This is a genomic window from Dactylosporangium sp. NPDC005572 (genome assembly GCF_040605515.1).
In the GTDB taxonomy this organism is placed as follows: Bacteria; Actinomycetota; Actinomycetes; order Mycobacteriales; family Micromonosporaceae; genus Dactylosporangium.
On sequence record NZ_JBEXCY010000002.1, the window covers coordinates 185,395 to 207,517 of the forward strand.

21 protein-coding genes and 5 tRNA genes are annotated in these 22,123 nt (G+C 71.7%); 15 read left to right on the plus strand and 11 right to left on the minus strand.

Features of this window, described 5'->3' with window-relative positions:
- Positions 1-175: 175 nt before the first annotated feature.
- The 4 genes from ABZS66_RS01965 to ABZS66_RS01980 form a co-directional block, all read right to left on the minus strand.
- The gene (locus ABZS66_RS01965; protein WP_354754205.1) at positions 176-1,432 is read right to left on the minus strand and encodes a DUF5931 domain-containing protein; all 1,257 of its coding nucleotides are present in this window, start codon (positions 1,430-1,432) and stop codon (positions 176-178) included.
- Positions 1,433-1,434: 2 nt separating this feature from the next.
- Positions 1,435-2,109, minus strand: a complete 675-nt coding sequence (locus ABZS66_RS01970) for a uracil-DNA glycosylase (RefSeq protein ID WP_354754206.1) — start codon at positions 2,107-2,109, stop codon at positions 1,435-1,437.
- Positions 2,110-2,184: 75 nt separating this feature from the next.
- A complete protein-coding gene (locus tag ABZS66_RS01975; RefSeq protein ID WP_354754208.1) occupies positions 2,185-2,829 on the minus strand; it encodes a class F sortase in 645 nt (214 codons plus the stop codon).
- A gap of 374 nt (positions 2,830-3,203) precedes the next feature.
- A complete protein-coding gene (locus ABZS66_RS01980; protein ID WP_354754210.1) occupies positions 3,204-3,770 on the minus strand; it encodes a hypothetical protein in 567 nt (188 codons plus the stop codon).
- A 282-nt stretch (positions 3,771-4,052) separates the two neighbouring features.
- Here ABZS66_RS01980 and ABZS66_RS01985 point away from each other — a divergent pair, with 282 nt between their 5' ends.
- The 3 genes from ABZS66_RS01985 (at position 4,053) to ABZS66_RS01995 (ending at position 7,148) form a co-directional block, all read left to right on the plus strand.
- Complete coding sequence (locus tag ABZS66_RS01985; protein ID WP_354754212.1) at positions 4,053-5,336, plus strand: citrate synthase; 1,284 nt, start codon at positions 4,053-4,055, stop codon at positions 5,334-5,336.
- Between the two features lie 124 nt (positions 5,337-5,460).
- Positions 5,461-6,123 carry a hypothetical protein gene (locus ABZS66_RS01990; protein WP_354754214.1) on the plus strand — a complete coding sequence of 221 codons (663 nt, stop codon included), beginning with the start codon at positions 5,461-5,463 and terminating at the stop codon, positions 6,121-6,123.
- 248 nt (positions 6,124-6,371) lie between these two features.
- On the plus strand, positions 6,372-7,148 hold the full coding sequence (locus ABZS66_RS01995) for a hypothetical protein (RefSeq protein ID WP_354754216.1): 777 nt from the start codon (positions 6,372-6,374) through the stop codon (positions 7,146-7,148).
- On the opposite strand, the gene ABZS66_RS02000 is transcribed toward ABZS66_RS01995, so the two are convergent.
- Both ABZS66_RS02000 and ABZS66_RS02005 read right to left on the minus strand, forming a co-directional pair.
- The gene (locus tag ABZS66_RS02000) at positions 7,145-7,516 is read right to left on the minus strand and encodes an STAS domain-containing protein (RefSeq protein ID WP_354754218.1); all 372 of its coding nucleotides are present in this window, start codon (positions 7,514-7,516) and stop codon (positions 7,145-7,147) included. The two genes, ABZS66_RS01995 and ABZS66_RS02000, sit on opposite strands and share 4 nt — an antisense overlap.
- 47 nt (positions 7,517-7,563) lie before the next feature.
- Positions 7,564-8,529, minus strand: coding sequence for a sodium:calcium antiporter (locus ABZS66_RS02005; RefSeq protein WP_354754220.1), 966 nt, complete (start codon positions 8,527-8,529; stop codon positions 7,564-7,566).
- 292 nt (positions 8,530-8,821) lie between these two features.
- Here ABZS66_RS02005 and ABZS66_RS02010 point away from each other — a divergent pair, with 292 nt between their 5' ends.
- The 9 genes from ABZS66_RS02010 (at position 8,822) to ABZS66_RS02050 (ending at position 12,584) form a co-directional block, all read left to right on the plus strand.
- Positions 8,822-9,946 carry a hypothetical protein gene (locus ABZS66_RS02010; RefSeq protein ID WP_354754222.1) on the plus strand — a complete coding sequence of 375 codons (1,125 nt, stop codon included), beginning with the start codon at positions 8,822-8,824 and terminating at the stop codon, positions 9,944-9,946.
- A gap of 115 nt (positions 9,947-10,061) precedes the next feature.
- On the plus strand, positions 10,062-10,679 hold the full coding sequence (locus ABZS66_RS02015; protein WP_354754223.1) for a hypothetical protein: 618 nt from the start codon (positions 10,062-10,064) through the stop codon (positions 10,677-10,679).
- A gap of 288 nt (positions 10,680-10,967) precedes the next feature.
- Positions 10,968-11,040: transfer RNA gene (locus ABZS66_RS02020), tRNA-Trp, on the plus strand.
- A gap of 168 nt (positions 11,041-11,208) precedes the next feature.
- The gene (locus ABZS66_RS02025) at positions 11,209-11,652 is read left to right on the plus strand and encodes an HNH endonuclease (protein WP_354754224.1); all 444 of its coding nucleotides are present in this window, start codon (positions 11,209-11,211) and stop codon (positions 11,650-11,652) included.
- Positions 11,653-11,696: 44 nt separating this feature from the next.
- Positions 11,697-11,770 (plus strand) — tRNA-Leu (locus tag ABZS66_RS02030).
- A gap of 17 nt (positions 11,771-11,787) precedes the next feature.
- A tRNA-Ser gene (locus ABZS66_RS02035) sits at positions 11,788-11,872 on the plus strand.
- A gap of 11 nt (positions 11,873-11,883) precedes the next feature.
- A tRNA-Arg gene (locus ABZS66_RS02040) sits at positions 11,884-11,957 on the plus strand.
- 10 nt (positions 11,958-11,967) lie between these two features.
- Positions 11,968-12,053, plus strand: a tRNA-Ser gene (locus ABZS66_RS02045).
- Positions 12,054-12,245: 192 nt separating this feature from the next.
- Positions 12,246-12,584 (plus strand): YciI family protein, encoded by a 339-nt coding sequence (locus tag ABZS66_RS02050; protein WP_354754225.1) that lies wholly within the window; start codon positions 12,246-12,248, stop codon positions 12,582-12,584.
- Here ABZS66_RS02050 and ABZS66_RS02055 read toward each other — a convergent pair.
- Both ABZS66_RS02055 and ABZS66_RS02060 read right to left on the minus strand, forming a co-directional pair.
- The gene (locus ABZS66_RS02055) at positions 12,569-13,477 is read right to left on the minus strand and encodes a glycosyltransferase (protein WP_354754227.1); all 909 of its coding nucleotides are present in this window, start codon (positions 13,475-13,477) and stop codon (positions 12,569-12,571) included. The two genes, ABZS66_RS02050 and ABZS66_RS02055, sit on opposite strands and share 16 nt — an antisense overlap.
- A 79-nt stretch (positions 13,478-13,556) precedes the next feature.
- Complete coding sequence (locus ABZS66_RS02060) at positions 13,557-16,262, minus strand: hypothetical protein (RefSeq protein WP_354754229.1); 2,706 nt, start codon at positions 16,260-16,262, stop codon at positions 13,557-13,559.
- A 411-nt stretch (positions 16,263-16,673) separates the two neighbouring features.
- Between ABZS66_RS02060 and ABZS66_RS02065 the strand changes: the two genes are divergently transcribed.
- On the plus strand, positions 16,674-16,955 hold the full coding sequence (locus ABZS66_RS02065) for a hypothetical protein (RefSeq protein ID WP_354754231.1): 282 nt from the start codon (positions 16,674-16,676) through the stop codon (positions 16,953-16,955).
- 152 nt (positions 16,956-17,107) lie between these two features.
- Here the strand turns inward: ABZS66_RS02065 and ABZS66_RS02070 are convergent, their stop codons facing one another.
- Entirely contained in the window at positions 17,108-17,260 is a 153-nt protein-coding gene (locus ABZS66_RS02070) for a hypothetical protein (RefSeq protein WP_354754331.1), read from the minus strand.
- On the opposite strand from ABZS66_RS02070, the gene ABZS66_RS02075 reads away from it, so the two are divergent.
- The gene (locus ABZS66_RS02075) at positions 17,200-17,625 is read left to right on the plus strand and encodes a DUF2334 domain-containing protein (RefSeq protein WP_354754233.1); all 426 of its coding nucleotides are present in this window, start codon (positions 17,200-17,202) and stop codon (positions 17,623-17,625) included. The two genes, ABZS66_RS02070 and ABZS66_RS02075, sit on opposite strands and share 61 nt — an antisense overlap.
- Positions 17,626-18,957: 1,332 nt before the next feature.
- Here the strand turns inward: ABZS66_RS02075 and ABZS66_RS02080 are convergent.
- Positions 18,958-20,448: an MFS transporter gene (locus ABZS66_RS02080; protein WP_354754235.1), complete on the minus strand. Its 1,491-nt coding sequence runs from the start codon at positions 20,446-20,448 to the stop codon at positions 18,958-18,960.
- 152 nt (positions 20,449-20,600) lie between these two features.
- Here ABZS66_RS02080 and ABZS66_RS02085 point away from each other — a divergent pair, with 152 nt between their 5' ends.
- Entirely contained in the window at positions 20,601-21,116 is a 516-nt protein-coding gene (locus tag ABZS66_RS02085; RefSeq protein WP_354754237.1) for a hypothetical protein, read from the plus strand.
- Here ABZS66_RS02085 and mgrA read toward each other — a convergent pair.
- Positions 21,093-22,055, minus strand: coding sequence for an L-glyceraldehyde 3-phosphate reductase (gene mgrA, locus ABZS66_RS02090; RefSeq protein ID WP_354754324.1), 963 nt, complete (start codon positions 22,053-22,055; stop codon positions 21,093-21,095). The genes ABZS66_RS02085 and mgrA overlap by 24 nt on opposite strands.
- Between the last annotated feature and the right edge of the window lie 68 nt (positions 22,056-22,123).

The following is a 22,123-nucleotide window of genomic DNA, read 5'->3' on the forward strand; positions in this document are numbered from 1 at the left end:
GGCGGCGGTCGGGCAGCGGTCGGGCGGCGGTCGGGCGGCGGTCGGGCGGCGGCTGGCGGCGGTCGGGCGGCGGTCGGGCAGCGGTCGGGCAGCGATGGTCGGTAGTGGTGGCAGGCAGTGGTGGGCAGGCAGTGGTGGGCAGGCGGCGGTCGGCAGGCAGCGGCGGGGGCGGTGGTTAGCGGGGGATGTGGAGTTCGACCTCCGTTCCTGAGCCCGGGCCAGATGTCAGGGTCACCGTGCCGCCCAGGTCGCGGATGCGGCCGCGGATCGACTGGGCCACGCCCAGGCGGCCCGCCCGCTCCGCCTCGGTCAGGCGGCCGTCCGGGATGCCCGTGCCGTTGTCGCGGACCGTGATCGTCACGCCGTCCTCGAGTTCCTCCAGCAGGAGCCAGGTCTGGGCGGACGAGCCGGCGTGGCGGTGGGCGTTGTCGATCGCGGCGGCCACGGCCGCGGCCACCTCGGCGGCCACCGGGGCCGGGAGCAGCACCGGCGTGGCGGGGGCGGCCACCGTGACGCCCGTGGCAGCGTGCGGCTCCAGCAGGGCGCGCAGGTCGACGCGCTCGGCGGTGGTCGTGGGGGCGAGGTCGCCGGGAGCGTGCGGCCGGGCGCGGGATGTGCGTGAGCGCACCGTCGGGCGGATGTGGGCCGGGCGGATGTGTGCCGACTGCCGCGCGCGGCCGGCCGGGTCCGAGGCGGCGGAGGAGGCGGCGGGGCCGCTCGACGAGAACAGGGCGCGCAGCGTCGCCTCCTGCTCGCCGGCCAGCCGCCCCAGCTCGGCCGCCTCACCGCCGAGCTCGGCGCCGCGGCGCTGGACCAGGGCCAGCACCTGGAGGACCGAGTCGTGGATGCCGCGGGCGAGTCGCTCGCGCTCGCGGGTCGCGGCCTCCAGCTCGACCGCCCGCTGCAGGCGGGCCTCGGCGTCGATCGCCAGCCGGGCGATGTGCCCGACGCCGACGCCGACCAGCAGCATGAGCACCGGGCCGTTGGCCGTGGCCTGGCTGAAGCCGTCGCGGACCACCACGTCGGCGACGCTGAGCAGGAGGGCGGCGATCGCGCCGCGGCGGCGGCCGCCGGAGATGGCCCAGGCGACCACCGGGCCGGCGACCCACGCCATCGGCAGGGTTGGGGAGCCGACGCCGAGGCCGTCGGGGTTGACGATCCAGCGGGACGCGAGCAGGCAGGCGGCGGCCACCACCAGGTCGGCGGCGAGCAGCGGCCAGCCCCGGCGCTCGGGCCGTGCGTAGGCGAGGCTGGCGACCACCGTCCAGCCGGTCATCGCGGCGATGATCAGCCAGCCGCCCGGGGGCCAGGCATACTCCCGGAAGTTGTTCACCATCAGCACCGCCGCGTAACCGAGCGCGGCGATGCGGAAGACGAGCAGTGCCCGCCAGAGCGGACCCTCCAGGCCGGACACCGGCCCCCCGCGGATCATCGTCAGGCCCAGTGGACGGGCGGCAGGCCGGCCTCTTCGAGCGCGGCGTTGACCTGGCTGAACGGCCGCGAGCCGAGGAAGCCCGCCGGGTTCATCGGGCTGGGGTGCCCGGCCTCGATGATGCGGTGCTCCGGGTTGGTGACCAGCACCGCCTTCTTGCGCGCATAGGAGCCCCACAGCACGAACACGACCCGCCGGTCGAGCGAGTCGAGCGCCTTGATCGCGGCGTCGGTGAACTGCTCCCAGCCCTTGCCGGCGTGCGAGGCGGCCTTGCCCGCGCGGACGGTCAGCACCGCGTTGAGCAGCAGGACGCCGTCGGCGGCCCACGGGGTCAGGTCGCCGTTGGACGGCGGGGTCACCCCGAGGTCCTCGCGCAGCTCCTTGTAGACGTTGCGCAGCGACGGCGGCACCGGCACGCCCGGGCGCACGGAGAAGCTCAGCCCGTGGGCCTGACCCTCCTTGAAATACGGGTCCTGGCCCAGGATGAGCACCCGGGCCTGCTCGGGCGAGCACAGCCGGAACGCCGTGAACAGGTCGGGAAGCGGCGGGTAGACCGGGCCGGCCGCATACTCGGCCTCCACGAACGTCTCCAGCTTGTGGACCACCTCGAGGTCGAGATGCGGCTTCATCAGGTCCCGCCAACCGGCGGGCAGCAGCTCCAGCAGATCCAACGACATGCCCGGCACTCTACGAAACCGGTACGACAAATTCCGGCCGGGTAACGCGCACGAGCTCGTACGTCGGACACCCGGTCACTTCGGAGCCGCTCGCCGCCATCCGGTCATCGTCGCGGTGACGACGGTGTTCGCGAGGTAGCTCCCCTTGCGCGCGTCGAACGTCCCCCCGCAGGTCACCAGCCGCAGCTGCGCCTGCCGCGCCGGCCCGTACACCAGGTCGGCCGGGAAGTCGGCCTTCGAGAACATCCGCACCGAGTCCACCCGGAAGCTGACGGCGGACCCGTCCACCCGCGTCACATTGACCTCGTCGCCCACCTTGAGCCGCCCCAGCTCGTAGAACACCGCCGGCCCGCTGGCCGCGGTGTCCACGTGCCCGACCAGGACGGAGTTCCCGGCCTCCCCGGGTGTCGGCCCCCGCTTGTACCACCCCACCTCCCGCGGCGTGGCCAGCGGCGGCGCCTCCAGCATCCCGTTGCGGTCCACGTCGACGCTCCGCACGGGCGCGTCGACCCCGATGGCCCCGATCGCCAGCCGAACGGGCGCCGAGGCGGGCGCCGGGGCCTGGGTGGCGCTCCCGGTCGACGCCCCGACGGCGGCCGGCACGAACGGCGGCGGTTCCGACGTCCCGGCGAACGACGTCCCGACCAGCGAGACCCCGCAGACCACGGTCGCGATGAGCGCCAGGGCGGTGGTCCCCCGCCAGGTCCCGTCCGCCCGCACGAGGAGCCGTTCATGCCGCCGAGCATGCCGCCGGTGTACTGCTGGAGCCTCGTGACGAGCGTGATGGGCCGCATGGCGGGCGGGCGGCCGGGCCGCGGGCGCGGGCGCCCGCAGGTCGGCGAGCGGCGCGGTCCCCCGGTGCGCCGGACGGGCGCCGCCGTACGGATCGGCGGCGTGCCGCCCCCGCCCGTTCATCGTCGGCGGACGGGGAGGCCACGCGACTTGACCGTTATTTCCGGAATATCCGCCCGGAACGCGCGCCGACGGCCGCGTGACGACACCGACGACCGGCTCCGAGGGCCAGCTGCCCGCCGGCGGTCCCAGCGGCTGGCGGGCCGGGCCGGCGGCGCGGGCGTGGCGGCTGCGGTACGCGGTCACGGCATACCGTCGGGCCGGCGGCGCAGGATCAGGGCCCCCGCCGCGCCGATGACCAGCATGCCGCTCCCGGCGGCCATGAGCGCCCGGTTCACGCCCCGGGAGGTCGACCCGCCACCCGTCGGCACCCCTCCGGACGGCGAGACGATCAGCTGGACCACCGACGACGTGCCGTCCGCACAGTCCAGGCTCACGAGGAACGAACCCTCGCTGATGGTCGACGGGAGGTCCACCGCCAGCGAGAACACCCCGCTGGTCGTGCCCGGTGTCATCGGGATCCGGGCGTCGAGGCCGAGTACGGTGCCCGCGACGTCGGCCGAGCGCACGCCCACGGCGCAGACGAGGCTGAACGTGACGTGCCCGCCGGGCTGCACCGTCTCCGGGCTGACCGACCCGACCGGGCTGGGCGGCGAGACCGTCGCGGTCTCCGTCGGCGAGACCGTCGCGGTCGCGGTGGGGGAGGCCGAGGCCGACGGTGACCCGCTCGGATCCGCCGCTGCGGCGCCGGGCAACACGAGGACCCCGGTCACGCAGCCCAGAGCAGCGCCGCTGAGGATTCGTCGCATGGGTTCATTGGCCAGGAACCCCGGGTGAGCGCTCGACACCCCCCGGGGACGAACCTCGGCCCTGGGCCGCAGACGAAAAGATGGCCCGGTTCTACACGTGATGGGACGATGAAGTCCTGAGGTATGCCGTGGTTACGAGTAGGAAATATCGCACTGCAGCGCCCCGCCTACCGGTGGGGCGGGTCCATCTGTAATCCTGCCGACAGCGCCATAAGCGCCGGTCGCGGGCAACGGCGGCCGCGACCAGGAGCCGGACTGCGGGACGAGACGGGAACGACGCGCATGAGTGAGTACAAGATCACCTACCCGGACGGCGAACTCGATCTGCCGGTACGCAAAGCGACCGATGGCCCCGGCGGTCTCGAGATCGGCAAGCTGCTGAGCAACACTGGCCAGGTCACGCTGGACACCGGCTTCGTCAATACGGCCTCGTGCGTCTCGTCGATCACCTACATCGACGGCGACGAGGGCATCCTGCGCTACCGCGGGTATCCGATCGAGCAGCTGGCCGAGAGGTCCACCTTCCTCGAGACCTCGTACCTGCTGATTCACGGTGAGCTGCCGACGACCGCCCAGCTCGAGGAGTTCACCGACCGCATCCAGCACCACACGCTGCTGCACGAGGAGATGCGCCGCTTCTTCGACGGCTTCCCGCGCGACGCGCACCCGATGGCGGTGCTCTCGTCGGCCGTGAGCGCGCTGTCCACCTTCTACCAGGACAGCCTCAACCCGTTCGACAAGGAACAGGTCGAGATCTCCACCATCCGCCTTCTGGCCAAGGTTCCGACCATCGCGTCGTACGCCTACAAGAAGGCCATCGGCCAGCCGATGCTCTACCCCGACAACTCGCTCGGCTACGTCGAGAACTTCCTGCGGATGACCTTCGGCGTGCCCGCCACGCCGTACGAGCTCGACCCGGTGCTCGTCAAGGTCCTCGACATGCTCCTGCTGCTGCACGCCGACCACGAGCAGAACTGCTCGACCTCGACGGTCCGCCTCGTCGGCTCCAGCCAGGCCAACCTCTTCGCGTCGGTGTCCGCCGGCGTCAACGCGCTGTTCGGCCCGCTGCACGGCGGCGCCAACCAGGCCGTGCTGGAGATGCTCCAGGATATCCACTCCGACGGCGGCGACGTCGACGCGTTCGTCCGCAAGGTCAAGAACAAGGAGGCCGGCGTCCGCCTCATGGGCTTCGGCCACCGGGTGTACAAGAACTACGACCCGCGCGCCGCGCTCGTCAAGAAGGCAGCGCAGGAGGTGCTCGGCCGGATGGCCAAGCCCGACCCGCTGCTCGACCTGGCCATGCAGCTGGAGGAGATCGCCCTCGCGGACGACTTCTTCGTCTCCCGGAAGCTGTACCCCAACGTCGACTTCTACACGGGCCTCATCTACAAGGCCATGGGCTTCCCGACCACGATGTTCACCGTGCTCTTCGCGCTCGGCCGGCTCCCCGGCTGGATCGCCCAGTGGCGCGAGATGATCAACGACCCGGAGACCAAGATCGGCCGTCCGCGGCAGGTCTACACCGGGTACAGCGCCCGCGATTACGCCCCGATTGCTGGTCGGTAAAGACCCGCGGCGTCAACCGGTTCTTGCTCGTTTGTCTACTTGACGGAGATCGACCCCGGCTGTCTCATACATGAGTCTGTCTGGGGTCGTTGTCCGTTTTATCGACAGGAGCAAACGGAGCCGTATGAGCGCGCCAACGTTGTCGCCGCTGCTGACCGCGGCCGTGCAGGACCGGACGTCCGGTGCGACCGGCGTGGCCCGGCAGGTCCTCGACGGTCTCGCCGAGTTCGTGCACGATCCGCCGGCCCTGCGGGCCGTGGTCGAGCCCCTGCCGGGCCTGCTGCCCGGCTACGCCTCGATGTGGCACATCGCCCGCGCCGCCAACAGCGCCGACCCGGGCCCGGCCCTGCGCGAGATCCGCGAGCAGCTCGACCGTGACGTCGAGGGCAGCGTCGCGACCGCGACCCGGCTGATGCTCCAGCGCGGCGGCTGGGCCCGCACCGCGCCGAGCAGCGCCCTCGTGAAGGCGGTCGTCGCCGGCCTGCCCGCCGGGACCGTCGACGTCCCCGGCACCGAGGGCCTCCAGCCGGTCACCGGACTCGCCGGCGCCGACGCGATCAGCCCGACCCGGGTCCTCAACATCAAGGGCACGCTCGCACTGGCGCGCAGCGTCCCGACCGTCGTCGTGACCACCTCGCTGAAGCTCGTGCCCGAGTCGGTCTTCGATACCCTCGGCTCGCCGCTGTTCGAGCGGATCCCGCTCGACGCGTTCTGGGCCGTCGTCCTCGACGGCGAGCTCCTCACGCCGGCCGAGGTGGCCCGGCGGGCCGCCCAGTTGCGGGTCTGATGATGTCGCACGGGTAGTGCGCCGAACCGTTGCGCGTTCGATCGTGTGCGGTTTTGTCCTCCACAGTGGACACTTCCCGACGGTCGCCAAGACGGCACGATTTAGGGGCTGTGGAGCGGACGCGGGTCGGTGTACATTGCGTGGCAACCCAAGGACAGCCGGGGCCGCCGCTTCCCCCGTGGCGGCGGCCCCGGCCCTTGTGTTGTCAGCAGTGTTTCACGCACGTCGATGCGGGAGACCACTTCGCCATGACGACCGTCCAGATCCCGCCGCGCCACGCCGCCCCCGCCGGCCCGCCGCCCCGCACGGTGTGGCTCATCGGCGGTCTGATCGCGTTGGCCCTGGTGGTGATCGCCGTCGTCGCGACACTCATGGACAGCGCCGGCCCGCGCACCCCCGCCGACGCCCGCGACCACGTCGTCAGCGCGCCGGCCGCCGGCCGCGACGCCGCCGTCCTCGACGTGCTCAGCGGCGCCACCGCCGTCACCGTCAAGGCCGCGGACCTCGGTGACCGGCTGTTCGAGGCCGAGACCCCCCGCGACGGCCGGCTGACCCCGCAGGCCCGGGTCACCGATGACGGCGTGGTGCGGCTGACCCTCGACGGCGAGGGCGGCCCCGGTGGCGCGGCCGTGGAGGTCCGCCTCAACCGCGGCGTCCGCTGGACGGTCCGGTTCACCGCCGGCGCCAACGCCAGCACCGCCGATCTGCGCGACCTGGGCAACCTGGCCGCGGTCGAGTACGCCGGGGGCGTCGCCGCGGTCGAGCTGACCCTGCCGGCCGCGCACGGCACGGTGCCGATCCGGCTGTCCGGCGGCGCGAACACGGTCGTCCTGCACGCCCCGAAGGCGGCGCCGGTGCGGGTCCGGGCGGGCGGCGGGGCGGGCGCGGTGACCATCGACGGTGCCGCCAGCAACGGCGTCGCGGCCGGCGCCACGTTCGCCTCCGCGGGCTGGGACGGCGCCACCGACCGCTACGACGTCGACGCCACGTCGGGTGTCGGCACGATCACCGTCGACCGGATCTAGCGCTCCGGGAGGCTGATCACGCCGGCGCCGGAGACCGGGGCGTCCTCCGGCAGGTCGGGCAGGCCGAACAGCTCGGTCAGGCCGGTTACCTGCAGTAGCCGGTGCACGAAGGGTGACGGGCTGCGCACCTGCATCGCGCCGCCGTGCTCGCGGGTCCTGTTGTTGATCGCTACCAGCGTGCCGATCCCGATCGAGTCCATGAACGGGACCCGCCGCAGGTCCACGATCAGCGTCCGGGGCTGGTAGGTCTGGACGGTGTCGAGGACCACCGACCGTAACGCCCCCACGGTGGCCGCTTCCAGCGGCCCGAGCACTTCCACCACGATCGTGCTGTCCGGACTCTCGCCGGAGCGGTGAGTCCGGACCATTGCGTCGCCCATTCGACCCGCGTACCCAACCGATCGAGGAGGAAACGTCACGGATTCGCGGAGATCAACAGCGGCAGGATCGCCGCGTACGCACACAGCAGGACCGCCGCCTCGGGCCGGGTGATCCGGTTGCCCCGCTTGAGCAGCAGCCACGCCAGCGCCGAGGCCAGCACCATCGCGGTGACGGCCGCGAAGCCGAACGGCGCGATCGTGTCGCCGCCCGCCGCCAGGCCCACGATCGCCCCGCCGATCAGGCTGTTGAACAGGTTGCTGCCGAGCAGGTTGCCGACCATGAGGTCGCCCTCGCCGCGCCGCTGGGCCTGCACGGACGTCATCAGCTCGGGCAGCGCCGTGCTGCCCGCGACGAGCGTGAAGCCGATGACGGTGTCGCTGACGCCCCACCGCGACGCGAGCGTGCTGGCGTTGGCCACCAGCAACTGCGCCCCGCCCAGGGTCGCGGCCAGGCCGAGCAGCGTGCGGATGACCTCGACCCAGGCGCGACCGGGCGGCGGGGAGGGCTCGACGAAGGCCGCCACGTCGTCCGGGAGCGGATCATCCGGCGGTACCCGGGACAGGCGCCCCAGCACGAGGAGCGCGCCGAGGCTGAGCACGGCCAGCAGTACACCTGCCACGAATTTCATGCCGACCAGCGCGAACGCGCCGAAGACCGCCACCGCGGCGACCATCAGCGGGGCCTCGCGCACCGGCACCGACGAGCGCACCAGCACCGGCGAGACGATCGCGACGACGCCGAGGATCAGCGTGACATTGAGGATGTTCGACCCGACGAGGTTGCCGAGCGCGAGCCCGGAGTTGTCCTGCACGGCCGCGGTGCCCGAGACGATGAACTCCGGCGCGCTGGTGCCCAGGCCGATGACGATGACCCCGACGATCACGGGCGCGACCCGCAGCACGGTGGCCAGCCGACCGGCCCCGACGACCAGCTGATCGGCGCCGACGGTGAGCAGGGCCAGTCCGGCGATGCCGAGCACGACCACCAACAGGGTCGACATCCGCCTCCTCATCGCGTCGTGCCCACCTGGCTGGACACCATACCGGCACCGCCGCCGCGGCCCCGGCGGGCGGTCGCGAAACCCGAAATCGTTTCCGGGAGTTTCAGAGCGCCGCACGGCTGGCGGAAACGCCCGGCGAGCCTTACAGTTTTCAACGAGACCGGCGTCTTCCCCCGTGGATGCCGGTCTCGCCCATTTTCCGGGCCCTCCACAGTGGACAACCCCCGTTCCGGGCGTCGCGAGGATTTGGCACCGCACGATAGGTTGGCCTCCTACAGAGGGAGGGGTCGCTGTGCAGTGCCCGCGCTGCGGTGCCAACGGAATCGACGCCCAGGGATTCTGCGTCAACTGCCGCCTCTTCCGGGGCGCTCCCACCACAGCCCAGCCCCCGGCCCCCGGCCGGCCGCAGACGGGCAACGGCGGCCCCCAGCCCACCAATGGCTACCCGTCGGCCGGCACGCCCCAGCCCAGCGCCCAGCCCCAACCCGGCGCCCAGCCCCAACCCGGTTCGCCCGTCTCCGGGCCCCGTCCGCCCGCGCCCGGCGCGACCGGTGCGTTCCCCGCGGCGGCGGCCCCGGGTGGCCAGCCCGCCGGGGCGTACGCGGCACCGGCGAGCGGGTCGCCGACCGGCGCGTTCCCGGCCACCTACGGGCAGTCGCCGACGAGCGCCTTCCCACCGGTCCCGCCCACACCGGGCCATGGCTACCCGGCGCCCTATCCGGCGCCGAAGCCGCGCAACCCGCTGCTCATCCCGGGCCTGATCTTCGGCGTCGTCGCGCTGCTGCTCGTCGGCGCCGTCATCGTCTACGCGGCGACGTCGGGCGGCGAGGAGGACGGCCTGCCCGCCGCGGCCCCGCCCACGGCCACCGGGTCGGCCACCCCGTCGGCCACGGCCGGTCCGACCGCCACGGCCACCCCCTCCGCGTCGGCGGAGCCGTCGGCCAGCGCCTCGGCGAGCCCCTCGGCGAGCCCCTCGGCGGCGGCCGACGCCGCCTGCGTCTACGGCGTGTGGCTCGAGGAGAAGCACGACGAGCAGGTCACCGTGCGCAACACCGGCGTGTTCCCGTTCACCAGCAGCGGGACCTACCAGCGGTACAGCGACACCGGGCGCGCGGTGTTCGACTACGGCAACGGCGTCCACCTCACCGGCAGCAGCAGCGCCGGCACCAGCAAGTTCGACTACGTGTTCACCGGGTTCATCAGCTACACGTTCAAGGTCGAGAACGGCATGCTGGTCTTCGGCGACCCCCGCCCGACCGGCACCGAGACGTTCTACCGCAACGGCGTGAGTGACTACAGCGGCAAGCTCGGCTCCCGGGTGCCGGAGCCGATGAGGATCAACTGCGGCTCGGTGGCGATGAGCCTGACCAACTCGATTATGACGATCCAGATGAAGCGCACCAGCAGCGCCCCGTAACCGCTGCGACGGATAGGGCGGCCGCGGCCTCCGCGTAGCGGATTGCGGAAACGCGCGCCCGTGTCGGTCCGATAGGCGACGGAAGAACCCCATCCCGGGCCGTACCGTGCGACACATGACGATCGACTTCCCGCACGGCTGGTGGGGCACCGACCTGGGCAGCGCCCGGGAGAGTATGGGCACGTACGAGCTCTACCCCACGGAGAGCCTGCCGGTCGTCGACGAGTCCCGCCACGACGGGACGTTCTCGTGGCTCGTCCCCGACGCGCCGCACGACCCGCTGCGGGCCATGGAGGTCGGCGCCCTCACCCAGCACGTCGAGCTCCCGGCCGCCGTCAAGCGGTTCATGAGCAGCCAGGTGCTCATGGACGCGATCCCGTCGTGCACCGGCTGCGACTTCGACCTCGCGCCCCGCCCGGTCCCCAGCCCGGTCGAGCCCACCGCACAGCTGGTGCGCTTCATGCGCGATCAGCAGGACGCGGTCATCTGGTACCTCTACCTGCGCCCGGGCGAGCAGCCGTTCGTGATCGCCTCCCCGTGGCTGCTGGAGATCGTCGGCCTGGAGGAGGTCGACCGCGCGACCCTGATCGCCAACATGGTCCGCGCGGCCGACGGCTTCGAGCAGTTCATCCACCGCTTCTGGCTGGAGAACTCGCTCTGGTTCAGCGTCAACGAGGGCGACGAGTCCACCGACGAGATGGACCTGTACCTCGCGCATTACACGGCCGCTTGATTATTCTCTTGCCGCGCGTCCGGCCGGGTCGTATCTTTGAATACGTCAACGGCACGCAGAGGAAGGGGCCACCGATGAACGGGCACAAGGAGCTACGACTGACGGCGAGCGCGCCGCTCGGTCGGGCCGCCCTGTCCCGCAGTTGGCGGTCACGTCCCGGCTTCGCGCTGGTCAGCGGTCTGACCGGCGAGTTGTCGCTGCGCCCCGGACGGTGGCGAGGCTAGGTCCAGCCTGCCTCGAAGCCGCCCGGTGAGCATCGGGCGGCTTTTTCGTGCGACATGGACACATACGGGTGTAGCTCAACTGGTAGAGCACCGGCCTCCAAATCCGACGGTTGTGGGTTCGATTCCTGCCGCCCGTGCATTTCATTGTTCCTTGACAATTCCATTCGGTACACGCCGCGGTAGCCCAATTGGCAGAGGCGCCCCGTTCAAAGCGGGACCAGTGCGGGTTCGAGTCCCGCCCACGGTACGCAAGATCGTTTGGTGCAACACCTGGAACTCGGTACGACAGGAAGGGAGGAGGCCCGGTGACCGCGGTTCTCGTTCTCAACGCCGACCTCGGACCCCTGCACCGGGTCTCACTCCGCCACGCCATCCGCATGCTGCTGCGTGAGGTGGCCGTCGTGCACGAGGCGGAGCCGGACCGGTTGATCGGGGTCTACCCGCTCCCGCGGGTGGTACGGCTCGTCAGCTACGTGGTGACCCGCTGGCGCTTCGGCGCCGGCCCGGCCTGGTCGCGTGCGGGCGTGCACGCCCGCGACGGCCACCGCTGCGGCTACTGCGGCCGCGAGGCCACGACCATCGACCACATCCTGCCCCGCTCGCGGGGCGGGCGGAACACCTGGAAGAACACGGTTGCGGCCTGCACGGCCTGCAACCAGCGCAAGGGCGACCGCACCCCCGCTGAAGCGGGCATGGTGCTGCGGGTCCAGCCGTCGACTCCGACGTGGGCCTCGCTCGCCCAGCGCTGAATCGGGGCTCGGCGGGACCTGCTACCGCCCGCCGAGCCCCGCACGCCCGGATAGCCCAACGGCAGGAGGCACCTGATTCAGGGTCAGGACAGTGGAGGTTCGAATCCTCTTCCGGGTACGTCCCACGGCACCACTGGAGAGTTGGCCGAGAGGTAAGGCTGCGGCTTGCTAAGCCGTCGACGGGGGAGACCCCGCGGGGGTTCGATCCCCTCACTTTCCGCGTCACACCATGCCCTTGTAGCTCAGCGGAGTAGAGCGCCTCGCTACGAACGAGGAGGCCGGAGGTTCGAATCCTTCCAAGGGCGCGCAGGACCGGGGGAGGCCAGCCGATAGGTGCCGGCACCCGTCTCGAAAACGGCGTTGGGTTCACGCCCGTGTGGGTTCGACTCCCACCCTCCCCGCAACCAGTTCCACCAGCGTCGCAGGCCGCGCGCGAGCTCACCCATCCGGCGGTCCGCCTCGCGCCGCTGCCCTTCGGACGGTTCGGTCGCCGCGTGCATCGAGAGGTACATCGTCATCTCCAAGAAGATCGGGTTCCTGGAGACGACGAACCCGCGCCGTCGATTTCGACAGTCGCCGTTCGTCGGACGTGCATGAGGTACCTGATGCTCATCTGCGACGACAACCCCGACGAGCCGAGCCCCGACGACATCGTCGCCTCGCCCGACTTCGTCGTCTGGCAGGCCGACATGGCGCGGCGCGGCATCGCCCACGAGGGTGAGCGGCTGCGGCCGGCCCGCTACGCCCGCACGGTCCGGGTGCGCGACGGGAAGGTCATCGTGACCGACGGGCCGTTCGCCGAGACGAAGGAGCAGATCGGCGGGTTCGAGCTCGTCGAGTGCGCCGACCTCGACGAGGCGATCGAGTGCGCGGCCGGTCACCCGGCCGCGTCGTGGTGGTCGGTGGAGATCCGGCCCTACCTGGACGTCTGACGGGGCGGGCCGAAGGCGTACCGCGTGAGCACCCGCACGCTGCTGCCGCTGCGCTGCTTGGCGGCCGCCGGCAGCATCGTGAGCGCGTGGATGCGCGACGACAGGTGCCAGCGGGCCGCCTTGGCCGCCCGCGGCCAGCCGTGCGCCTCCATGCGCGCCGCGGCGCCCAGGAAGAAGCTGCGGGCCTCGCTGAACCGGTTGCCGGTGACGGCGGACGAGGCGGACAGGCTGTCGCCGTGGCGGCGGTACTGGAAGCAGAGCGTGTCGTCGGCGACCAGCGAGCCGCCCCGCACCACCAGGTTGATGATGAGCGCGAGGTCCTGGATGACCGACAGGGACGCGTCGAAGCCGACCGCCTGCATCTCCGACGTGCGCCAGGCCAGCGACGGGAAGTACAGCCAGTTGCCCCGCAGCAGGCTCACCGCGAGCTCCTCGCCGGTCATCACCAGCGTGCCGGTGAACTTCGGGGCGTACACGCGCCGTTTCGTCGAGTCGACGAGCGTCTTGACCACGACACCGTCGGCGTCGACGACCTCCACGCCCGGCTGCACGAGCACCGCGTCCGGGTGCGCCTCGACCAGCTGGTGGACCCGCGCCACATAGCCGGGCAGCATCACGTCGTCACAGCCCATGATGACCATGAACGGCTCGGTCGCCCGGTCGATGCACTGCTGGAAGTTCCGGGTGATGCCGAGGTTCTCCGGATTCCGGTGGTACCGCACGCGCGGGTCGTCCAGCGCCGCGAAGAACGCCGGCACCTCCTCGTGCCGGCCCGCGGGGTTGTCGTCGAAGACGGTCAGCCGCCAGCGGTCGTCGCTCTGAGCGAGCACGCTGTCGACGGCGAGCTTCAACAGACGCAGGTCACCGTAGTGCGGCAGCATGATGTCGAGCACCGTGCGATCCTAAACAATCCCCCTGAATACGCCGACGGCCCGCCCCCCTTCCGGGGAACGGGCCGTTCGCGGTCGATGGTCAGTGGCGGGCGCGGCGCGGGCCGGCGGGCGGCTGGCCGGCGGCGGCGCGCCGTTCGGCCTGCTGGTCCGGCGACTTCGGGTCCTCGTCCCACGCCTTCGCGCGGCGGATCTCGTCGAAGAACCCGAGCAGCCGGTCGAGCTCCTGCGTGCTCGTCTTGTCGTCGGCGCGGGTCGTCTTGCCCTTCTTGCTGTGCGAGCGGATCTCCCGGCCCGTGTTCGGCGACGACGTCTCCTCGCGGTCGTCGTCACCGTCGTCGTGGATCGGCGCCCGCTGGGCCGGCGTGCGGCTCGGCGGGACGGGCAGGTCGAAGTGGTGCTCGTCGTAGTTCGGGGCGTCGAAGCTGTACCCCTGCGGCCCGTTCGGCCCGGGCGCGATCGGCTGGTCCTCGCGGTGGAACGTGCGCGGCGGGGCGACGTGCAGCTCGGGGTGCATCGGCGGGTTGCCGTTCGGGCCGTGGCCGTTGGTGTACCCGTTGTGGCCGTTGCCGTTGTGCCCGTTGCGGGGCGCGCCGGCGTAGCCGTTCGCGGGCGGGAACGCCGACGTGCCGTCCGCCGGGTGCCCGCCGTGCGGGGCCGCCGGGTGGCGGCCGTTGCTCGGCCGGTGCGCGCCGTTCGGGCTGACCGGCGTGAACGAACCGGTCGCCTCGGCCGGCGGGAACGCGCCGGTGCGCGGCTCCTGGAAGCCTCCGGTGCGCGGCTCCGGACGGTCGACGGGCGGCATGCCGCCCGTGCGGTCGCGGTCCACCGGCGGCATCGCCCCGGTGCGGTCCATGCGGTCCATGCGGTCCATGCGGTCTGTGCGGTCCATGGGGGGCACGGTCGGCATGGCGCCCGTGCGGTCCATGGGCGGCATGGCCCCGGTGCGGTCGCGCTCCAGGGGCGGCATGCCGCCCATGCGGTCGCGGTCCACCGGCGGCATTGCCCCGGTGCGGTCTGTGCGGTCTGTGCGGTCTGTGCGGTCCGTGCGGTCGCGGTCCATGGCGGGCACGGTCGGCATGGCGCCCGTGCGGTCCATCGGGGGCACGGCGGGCATGGCGCCGGTGCGGTCCATGGGGGGCAGCGCGCCCGTGCGCGGCTCCCGCGGCCCGTGCTGCGCCGCGAAGCCGTTGGTGCGGGGCTCGTCGTACGGCCGGTCCTCCTGCGGGCGCTGCCCGTACGTCGCGCCACGCTCGTCGTAGGCCGGGCGGGACACCGTCGGGTGCGCGCCGGACGGGTGCCCGTTGGCCGGGCGGCCGTCGACGAGGTAGGGCCCGTCGGCGTCGCCGCGGCGGCTGCCGCGCCCGTAGGTGCTGCCGCTGTCGACCGCCGGGAACGAGCCCGTGGCCGTCGTCGAGGCCGGGTACGCGGGCAGCGCCGAGGAGGGCGTGTGCGGCGTCGGCCCGACCAGCTCGACCTCGCCCGGCTCGGGCAGCGAGTCGCGCAGCGCGGTGGCGAGCACGAAAACGGTGGGTGCGGCGCCGCGCGGGACGGCGATGTACGCGCGCTTCCGCGCGTCGATCGGCAGCTTCTCCAGTACATCCGCGATCATGTGACCGGGCGGCGGCACCTCGGCGGCGTTGGGCGCGCCCACCACGACCGCGCAGCGGTTCACGTCGACCGGCAGCCCGCGGATCCAGTCCGCCGGGTCGGTCAGGTGCTCCGGGCGGATCCACACGCCGGCCTGCACGACCTCGAGCACCCAGCCGCTGCCGAGCGTGAACGTCGCCGCACCGGCCGGGCTGTCGAGCAGGTCGGGGCAGGGGTTGACCCAGTCGACCGTGCGCGGGGCGCCGTTGCGCGGGGCGTGCCAGAGCTCGCGGGCGAACGTGCGCCAGCGGGGCAGGCCCTTCTGGTCGATGGTGACGACGGCCCGCTGGCCGGCGGGCGCGCACAGGGGTAAGCCGGTGCGCACATGCACCGCGCGGCCGAGCACGTCCGCCACGACCGGCCCCACCGGACCGTCGGCCAGCGGCTGCTGCCCGTACGGCGTGATGACGCAACGGTCGGCGGCGAGCGCCGGGATCGCGGAGACGGCGTGCGCGAACTCCTCGCGGTGGAGCGGCTTCTCGCCGGGGTGCGACAGGATGAGCGACGGGTGCTCGTGGTCGGTCGGCACGGAGTAGGCCAGGTCGGTCACGCTGCCCACGCGCCGGCGGTGCAGCCACAGGCCGGCCGGGATCTGGTCGAGCACCAGGTCGCCGGGCATCTCGGGCAGCTCGGCGCTGAGGTCGGCCTCCCACGCCGGGGCCGGGAAGCGCCAGCCCACGCGCACCGGGTTGGTGCCGGTGCGGAACCGCCAGAAGCCCCCTGGGCGGTGCTCGCCGCGGCCGATCGGCGCGAACAGCGACCCGCCGGGCACACCGAGGAGCGGGCCGGCGGCGGCGATGACGTCGATGCCGAGCCGCATGGAGATCATGTGAGCGGCGGCGGGCCGCTCGTTGGTGGCGCAGGCGCCGTCCCAGGCGACGAAGCGCATCGCGCTGAAGCCGCGGGGGAGACCGTTGGCCAGGACCTCGGCCAGTTCCTCGACCATCGCGGGCTGCAGCTTGACCGTGTGCGAGCTGATGACGACAGCGCACTCGGTGGAACCGCCGTGGGGGGAGACCACCAGCTGGGCGGCGCCCGGGCTCGGCTCGTCCCCCGAGTGGACGACCGCCCCGGCACCGAGCCAGGAGACCTTCATGCCCGGCCAGTGGCGCAGCCGGACCTGCATCGCGGTGCTCATGCGGACCTCTCAGAACTCTGGAAATCCGAGCCGTGTGGAGGGGGCGCGGCTGCCGGTCGCGTGACCGAGACTGCTGGCGGCCACGAAGGGACCAGCCGGTCCGGCGTGCTAGCTGCGAACGGGCAGCACGTAGTCAAGATCGCCCTCCGTCGGGTGTGCCACGAGCGGAGCGATACGGAGGGGGTTCCGCACCGATCACCGCAGGGCGGCTCTGCCGGATCGTACCGCGCTGAGTGACGGACGCAACCATCCCGTTTGTCGGACGACCCGCCGAATATGCCCGACCGGGCCACCAATTCCGTCCGTTTTGATGGCTTTGGTGACGGGTTCTCCGGAGAGTTGTGCATGCATCGAGCCGCAGTCCGACGAATACTCGCTGTGACGACCCGCCGCCCGAACGGGCTCCCTGCCGTGATCGCCGTGCTGGTGCTCGCGGTCGTCTCGGTGAACGCCTGCAAAACCTCTCCAATCGGTACGACTCCGGCCAGCCCGTCGGCGGGCCGTTCTCCTGCATACCCGGCGAGCGGGCCGCTCGTCCTGTATGACACAACCGGGCAATACGGGGACCTGGGCGAGCTCTATGCGGTCCAAGCTGGGAATCCGGCCTCCCGCTTCGGATCATGGTGGGCGCTGCCCGTGACGAAGTACACGTCCGGAACCGTCGGGAAGTACCAGTTGACGATCTATATCTGATCGACGTACGACGAACCCCTGCCTCCCGCGTCCCTCGCCGCCGGCGCGTCCGTCCTGTGGGCGGGCGCCGACATCCGGCAATTGATCTCGCGGTACCGGGGAATCGGTTTTCAGAATGCGACGATCTCCGCCGACCGGGTCGCTGAGATCCGCTATCGCGGCACCTCCCTGACCCGCAACCCGTCCACCGGCGCGATGATGTGCCCGGCCGTCTCCCCGAGCGTCCAGGCAACGACGCCGGCCGATGCGGTGGCGCCCGGCGGCGTGGCCCCGTGGGTGCTGCGGGTGGCCCGCCCGACGTACATCGCCGAGGTCCCCGTTCACGTACCTGAGTCTCGACGATCGGCACCTCGCCTTGGCGGACCTGTTGTACGACCTGCCCGCCCCAGCACCGTGCGCCATCGCCGACTATCTGTCGTCCCGTAAGGTGCCGTTCGCCGTAGCGGTATTTCCTGTTTACGACGACGCTTGCGGCATCTATTCCGGCGGCGTACCGGTCGAGAGAACCCTGTGGACGGCCCGGGAAGTGGTCGCCGCCCTGCGCCACATGACGCCCCGCGGCGACACCCTGATCATGCACGGATATACCCACGGCTTCACGGGCGCCCCGAATCCGAGGACTACGAGTTCTACTGCGCCCAAGTGGACCCAGCGGGTGCGGTGGTGCTAGACGGCCCAGCCCCCAGCGACTCGGCGGTGTGGCCGCTGTCCGGCCTGGAGTCGGCTCGCACTGAACGGAGGGCGGCCGGCTCGGAGCCGCGAGACATCTGGCAGCTCCCCCACTACACTGCGAACGCAACGAACTACCGAGCGATATCGCCAGCCCCGGGTATTCGCGCCCGTTTCGAGCAGGTGTTGCACTACACGGGGATTTTGTCGGGTACGGCGAAGAGCACACGCTCGGTGAGCCGGAACTTCCCATATGTTGTAAAGGACGCATACGGGACACCGGCGATTCCCGAAACACTGGGAAACGTGCCGACACAAAGGTTTAACGAACACGGCGCCGCCTGCCCGCCGACCTGCTGGGATCGGCGAGGCGCCAGCTGGTGGTCCGCGACGAGGTGGCGGCGTTCTTCCACCACCGGTTCCCGGCTCTGAAGCACCTGCCAACCCTGATCGAGGGCTGTTCGCCGCTCGCCCCGACGCGGATGGCACCAACTGAAGAAATTTCTCACGACGAATTTTTCAACGTTAACTTGCCAGCACCCCCCACGCGACCGCCCACAGGGGTGCTGACCTGCAAAAACTCCGGCATTCCCGGGGGGTCGCGCCAAAAGCCCGGTCACACCGACGTTCCACACCGTTTCCGCACCTGGATCTTGGCGAGGCTCACGCCGACGGGCAGCCTCACGTCGACCGAGGTGCGCTGTCCATGAACGCAGGGCGGATCTGCCGGCTCCCGGGATGCCACGCGCGATCTTGGATTTTGGCCCTGGATTTGTCCCCTTTGACGGATATTTCCGGGACCAAAACTCCAAGATCGACGAGCCTTGCGGCGCGGCGCGGCGCCGACCCGGCGAACGCTGGTGGACACCGCACCAGCGCCGAGGACCCGGTCCATGATCAAGGGAAGAATCTGGCTGCCATGACGACCAGAAGTTTCCCTTGATCATGGGACCGCCGCCCTCTCAACTGCTCAATTCGGGCAAATCTCCACGGGATGGCGCCGACGTGGGCGCCAGCGAGACGCGTGCAGCAAGAGCGGTCGAGGAAGGAATGCAAGAAAGAAGGCTCGCGAGTCAGGAGCCCCGCCGCTGACTTCGCCGCGACCGCATCTCAGCGAGCTCCGGGGCTCGCCTGAGGTGGTGTGGCTTCGCGGCGGCGCCACATTTCGGTGAAATCCCGGGGGCTCGCCCGAGGTAGTTCCCGAGATGGTTGCTGCCTTGGCGGCGGCCACCTCGCTCGCCATCAGCGGTCCCGCCGAGTCGACCGCCGCGCCCGCGGGCGCCGTCTCCGCGGCTTCCGGCTCAGTGGTCGCTGATGTCGTGGCTGCCGCGCCTCAGCGAGCTTCCCGGGCGCCGGCCGAGACCGTCGCCGGCTCCGCGGTCGCTGCCTCCGGAATCGCCTTCATCGGCACTGCGGTTGCCGTGGGTGCCGGCTCCGCGGTCGTTGCCTCCGGGATCGGCGCCTTCAGTGGTGCTGCCGTTGCCGTGGGTGCCGGCTCCGCGGTTGCTGCCTCCGGGATTGCCTTCAGTGGCGCTGCCGTTGGCGTGGGTGTCGGCTCTGCGGGCGGTGCCTCCGGGATCGGCGCCTTCAGTGGTGCTGCCGTTGGCGTGGGTGTCTGCTCGGACTCGGTGGCTGCGGGGGTCGAGGGCGGGGGTGGGGTGCGGCGGCCGAAGGACTGGAACAGGAGCAGGGCCACCGTGGCCAAGAGGCTGGCGGCGGCCACCGACGCGAAGCCCCACGCCGGCGAGCCGCGGTCGATGGCCCAGCCCGCCAGCGGGGAGCCGATCGCCAGGCCCACCGTCAGCGACGAACCGTGCCAGCCCATGGCCTCGCCGCGGGCCGAGGCCGGGACCAGGCGGCTCACCAGGTCGGCGCTCGCGCTCAAGGTCGGCGCGCACAGTGCGCCCGCCGGGATCAGGACCGCGAACAGCAGCGGCCAGGCGTCGCCCACCAGGCCCACCGGGAGCGTGAACAGGCTCAGGCCGCCCAGCAGCGCCACGAGCGGCACCGCGCGGGTCAGGGCGCCGTACACGAAGCCGCCCGCCAGCGAGTAGACGCCCCACGCGGCCAGCAGGGCGCCGACGAGCTCGACGCGGCCCGCCTCACGCATCATGGCGACGATGGCCAGGTCGGTGCCGGCCAGCACGACCGTCGTGGCGGCGGCCGCGGCGCACACGGCGATGAAGCGCGGGGTCAGCCAGTCGCGGCGGCGGACCGGGCCCGTGGAGGCCGCCTCGTCGTGGGCCGGGTGGACCGGCGGGTTGGTGACATACAGCGCGAGACCGGCCAGCACCAGCGCGGCGCCGATCGACCACATCGCGACCCGGCCGGACAGCGTGCTCATGAGCAGCACGGCGAGCGGCGGGCCGGCCATGAACGAGATCTCGACCGACATCGAGTCGAGGGCATAGGCCTGGCGGCGCTGGTCGGCCGGGACGAGCGCGGCGATCGACTGGCGCACCACGGAGAACACCGGCAACGAGAACATGCCCGCGACCAGCGCACCGACGAGCAGCACCGGATAGGACATGAGCGGCGACGTGACCCAGAACAGCGCCTCGGCGGCCGTGGTCACCAGCAGCATCGGCCGCAGGCCGCGCCGGTCGACGAAGCGGCCGTTGAGCGGCCCGCCGAGCGCGGTGCCGACGGTCAGCGCGGCGCCGACCAGGCCCGCGGCGCCCCAGCCCCGGTGCAGGTCCTGCGCGACGTGCAGCGTCATGGTGACCCCGATGGCGGTGATCGGGATCCGGGCCAGCAGGGCGAGCACCATGAGCGACCGCACCCCGGGCAGGGCGAGGACTCGGCGGTACGGGTCAAGGCGCATGGGCACATCATGAACTCGGGGTACGACAGAAACGACCGGGTTTACGGCCTCCCGGCGCCGGTGAAGCAGGATTGTGCGTGACGTCACCGGGGAACCGGACATAACGCGGCACCGTCCAACCGACGAGACCCCCACGGATGGAGAGACCCACGATGAAGCCGAGACTCGCGGCAGCGGCCGTCCTGCTGGCCCTGACGCTCACCGGCTGCGCGGACGACCCGGGCGCCACCGCCGGGGACGCAAGCACCGCACCGAGCCAGACCCAGAGCCAGACCCAGAGCCAGAGCCAGAGCCAGAGCGCTGGCCCGAGTCCCACACAGGGCGAGAGCCCGAGCGCACAGACGCTCGTGGCCTTCACCAGGACCGGCGGCATCGCGGGCGTCAACGACCGCCTCACGGTGGCCCAGGACGGCTCCTACACGATCCAGACCCGCGGCGGCACGAAGACCGGCAAGCTCACCGCCCAGGAGCTGGCCGCGCTCAAGCAGGCCCTGGGAAGCGTCGACTTCACCAAGATCCCCAACGTGAACGCCAACGACGGCACGGTCGCCGACGGCTTCACGTACAGCGTGATCTACAACGGCCGCGAGATCGTGGCGGAGGACGGTGCGGTACCGCCCGCCCTCCAGCCGATCCTCGGCGCGCTAAGCGCGGTCGTGAGCAAGTAGCTTGTCGATCTCCGACAGCTCCCCGTCGGAGATCGTCAGGTGCGAAAGCGCCCCGATGTTCTGCTCCAGCTGGGTCACGCTGCTCGCCCCGATGATGAGCGACGTGACCCGCTGGTCGCGCAGCGCCCACGCCAGCGCCAGCTGCGCCAGGCTCTGACCGCGCCGGCGGGCGATGTCGTCCAGCGCGCGGATGGTGTCCAGCCGCTCACCCGAAATATCCGATTCGTTGAGGAATCGGCTGGTCCGGACCCGCGAGTCCTCCGGAATCCCGTGCAGGTACCGGTCGGTGAGCAGCCCCTGCGCGAGCGGCGAGAACGGGATGCAGCCGACCCCCTCCGACTCCAGCACGTCGAGCAGCGACGCCTCGATCCAGCGGTCGAACATGGAGTACCGCGGCTGGTGGATCAGCAGCGGCGTGCCCAGCGACTTCAGGATGTGCGCCGCCTCCCGGGTCTGCGCCGGGCTGTAGTTCGAGATGCCCACGTAGAGCGCCTTGCCGGAGCGCACCGCCCGGTCCAGGGCGCCCATCGTCTCCTCCAGCGGCGTGTCCGGGTCCGGCCGGTGGGAGTAGAAGATGTCGACGTACTCCAGGCCCATCCGCCGCAGCGACTGGTCGAGCGACGCCGTGAGGTACTTCCGAGAACCCCACTCGCCGTAGGGCCCGGGCCACATGTCGTAACCGGCCTTGGTCGAGATCACCAGCTCGTCCCGGTAGGGACGCAGGTCGTCGGCCAGGATCCGGCCGAAGTTCGACTCCGCGGACCCGGGCGGGGGCCCGTAGTTGTTCGCCAGGTCGAAGTGCGTCACGCCGAGGTCGAAGGCCCGGCGCACGATCGCCCGCTGCGTCTCGTACGACCGGCCGTCGCCGAAGTTGTGCCACAGGCCGAGCGAGATCGCCGGCAGCTTGAGCCCACTCCGCCCGCTGCGCCGGTAGAGCATGTCCTGGTATCGGCCCGAAGCCGCCTCGTACACCACGGACGTGATCCTAAGCCGCGGCCCGCGGGCCG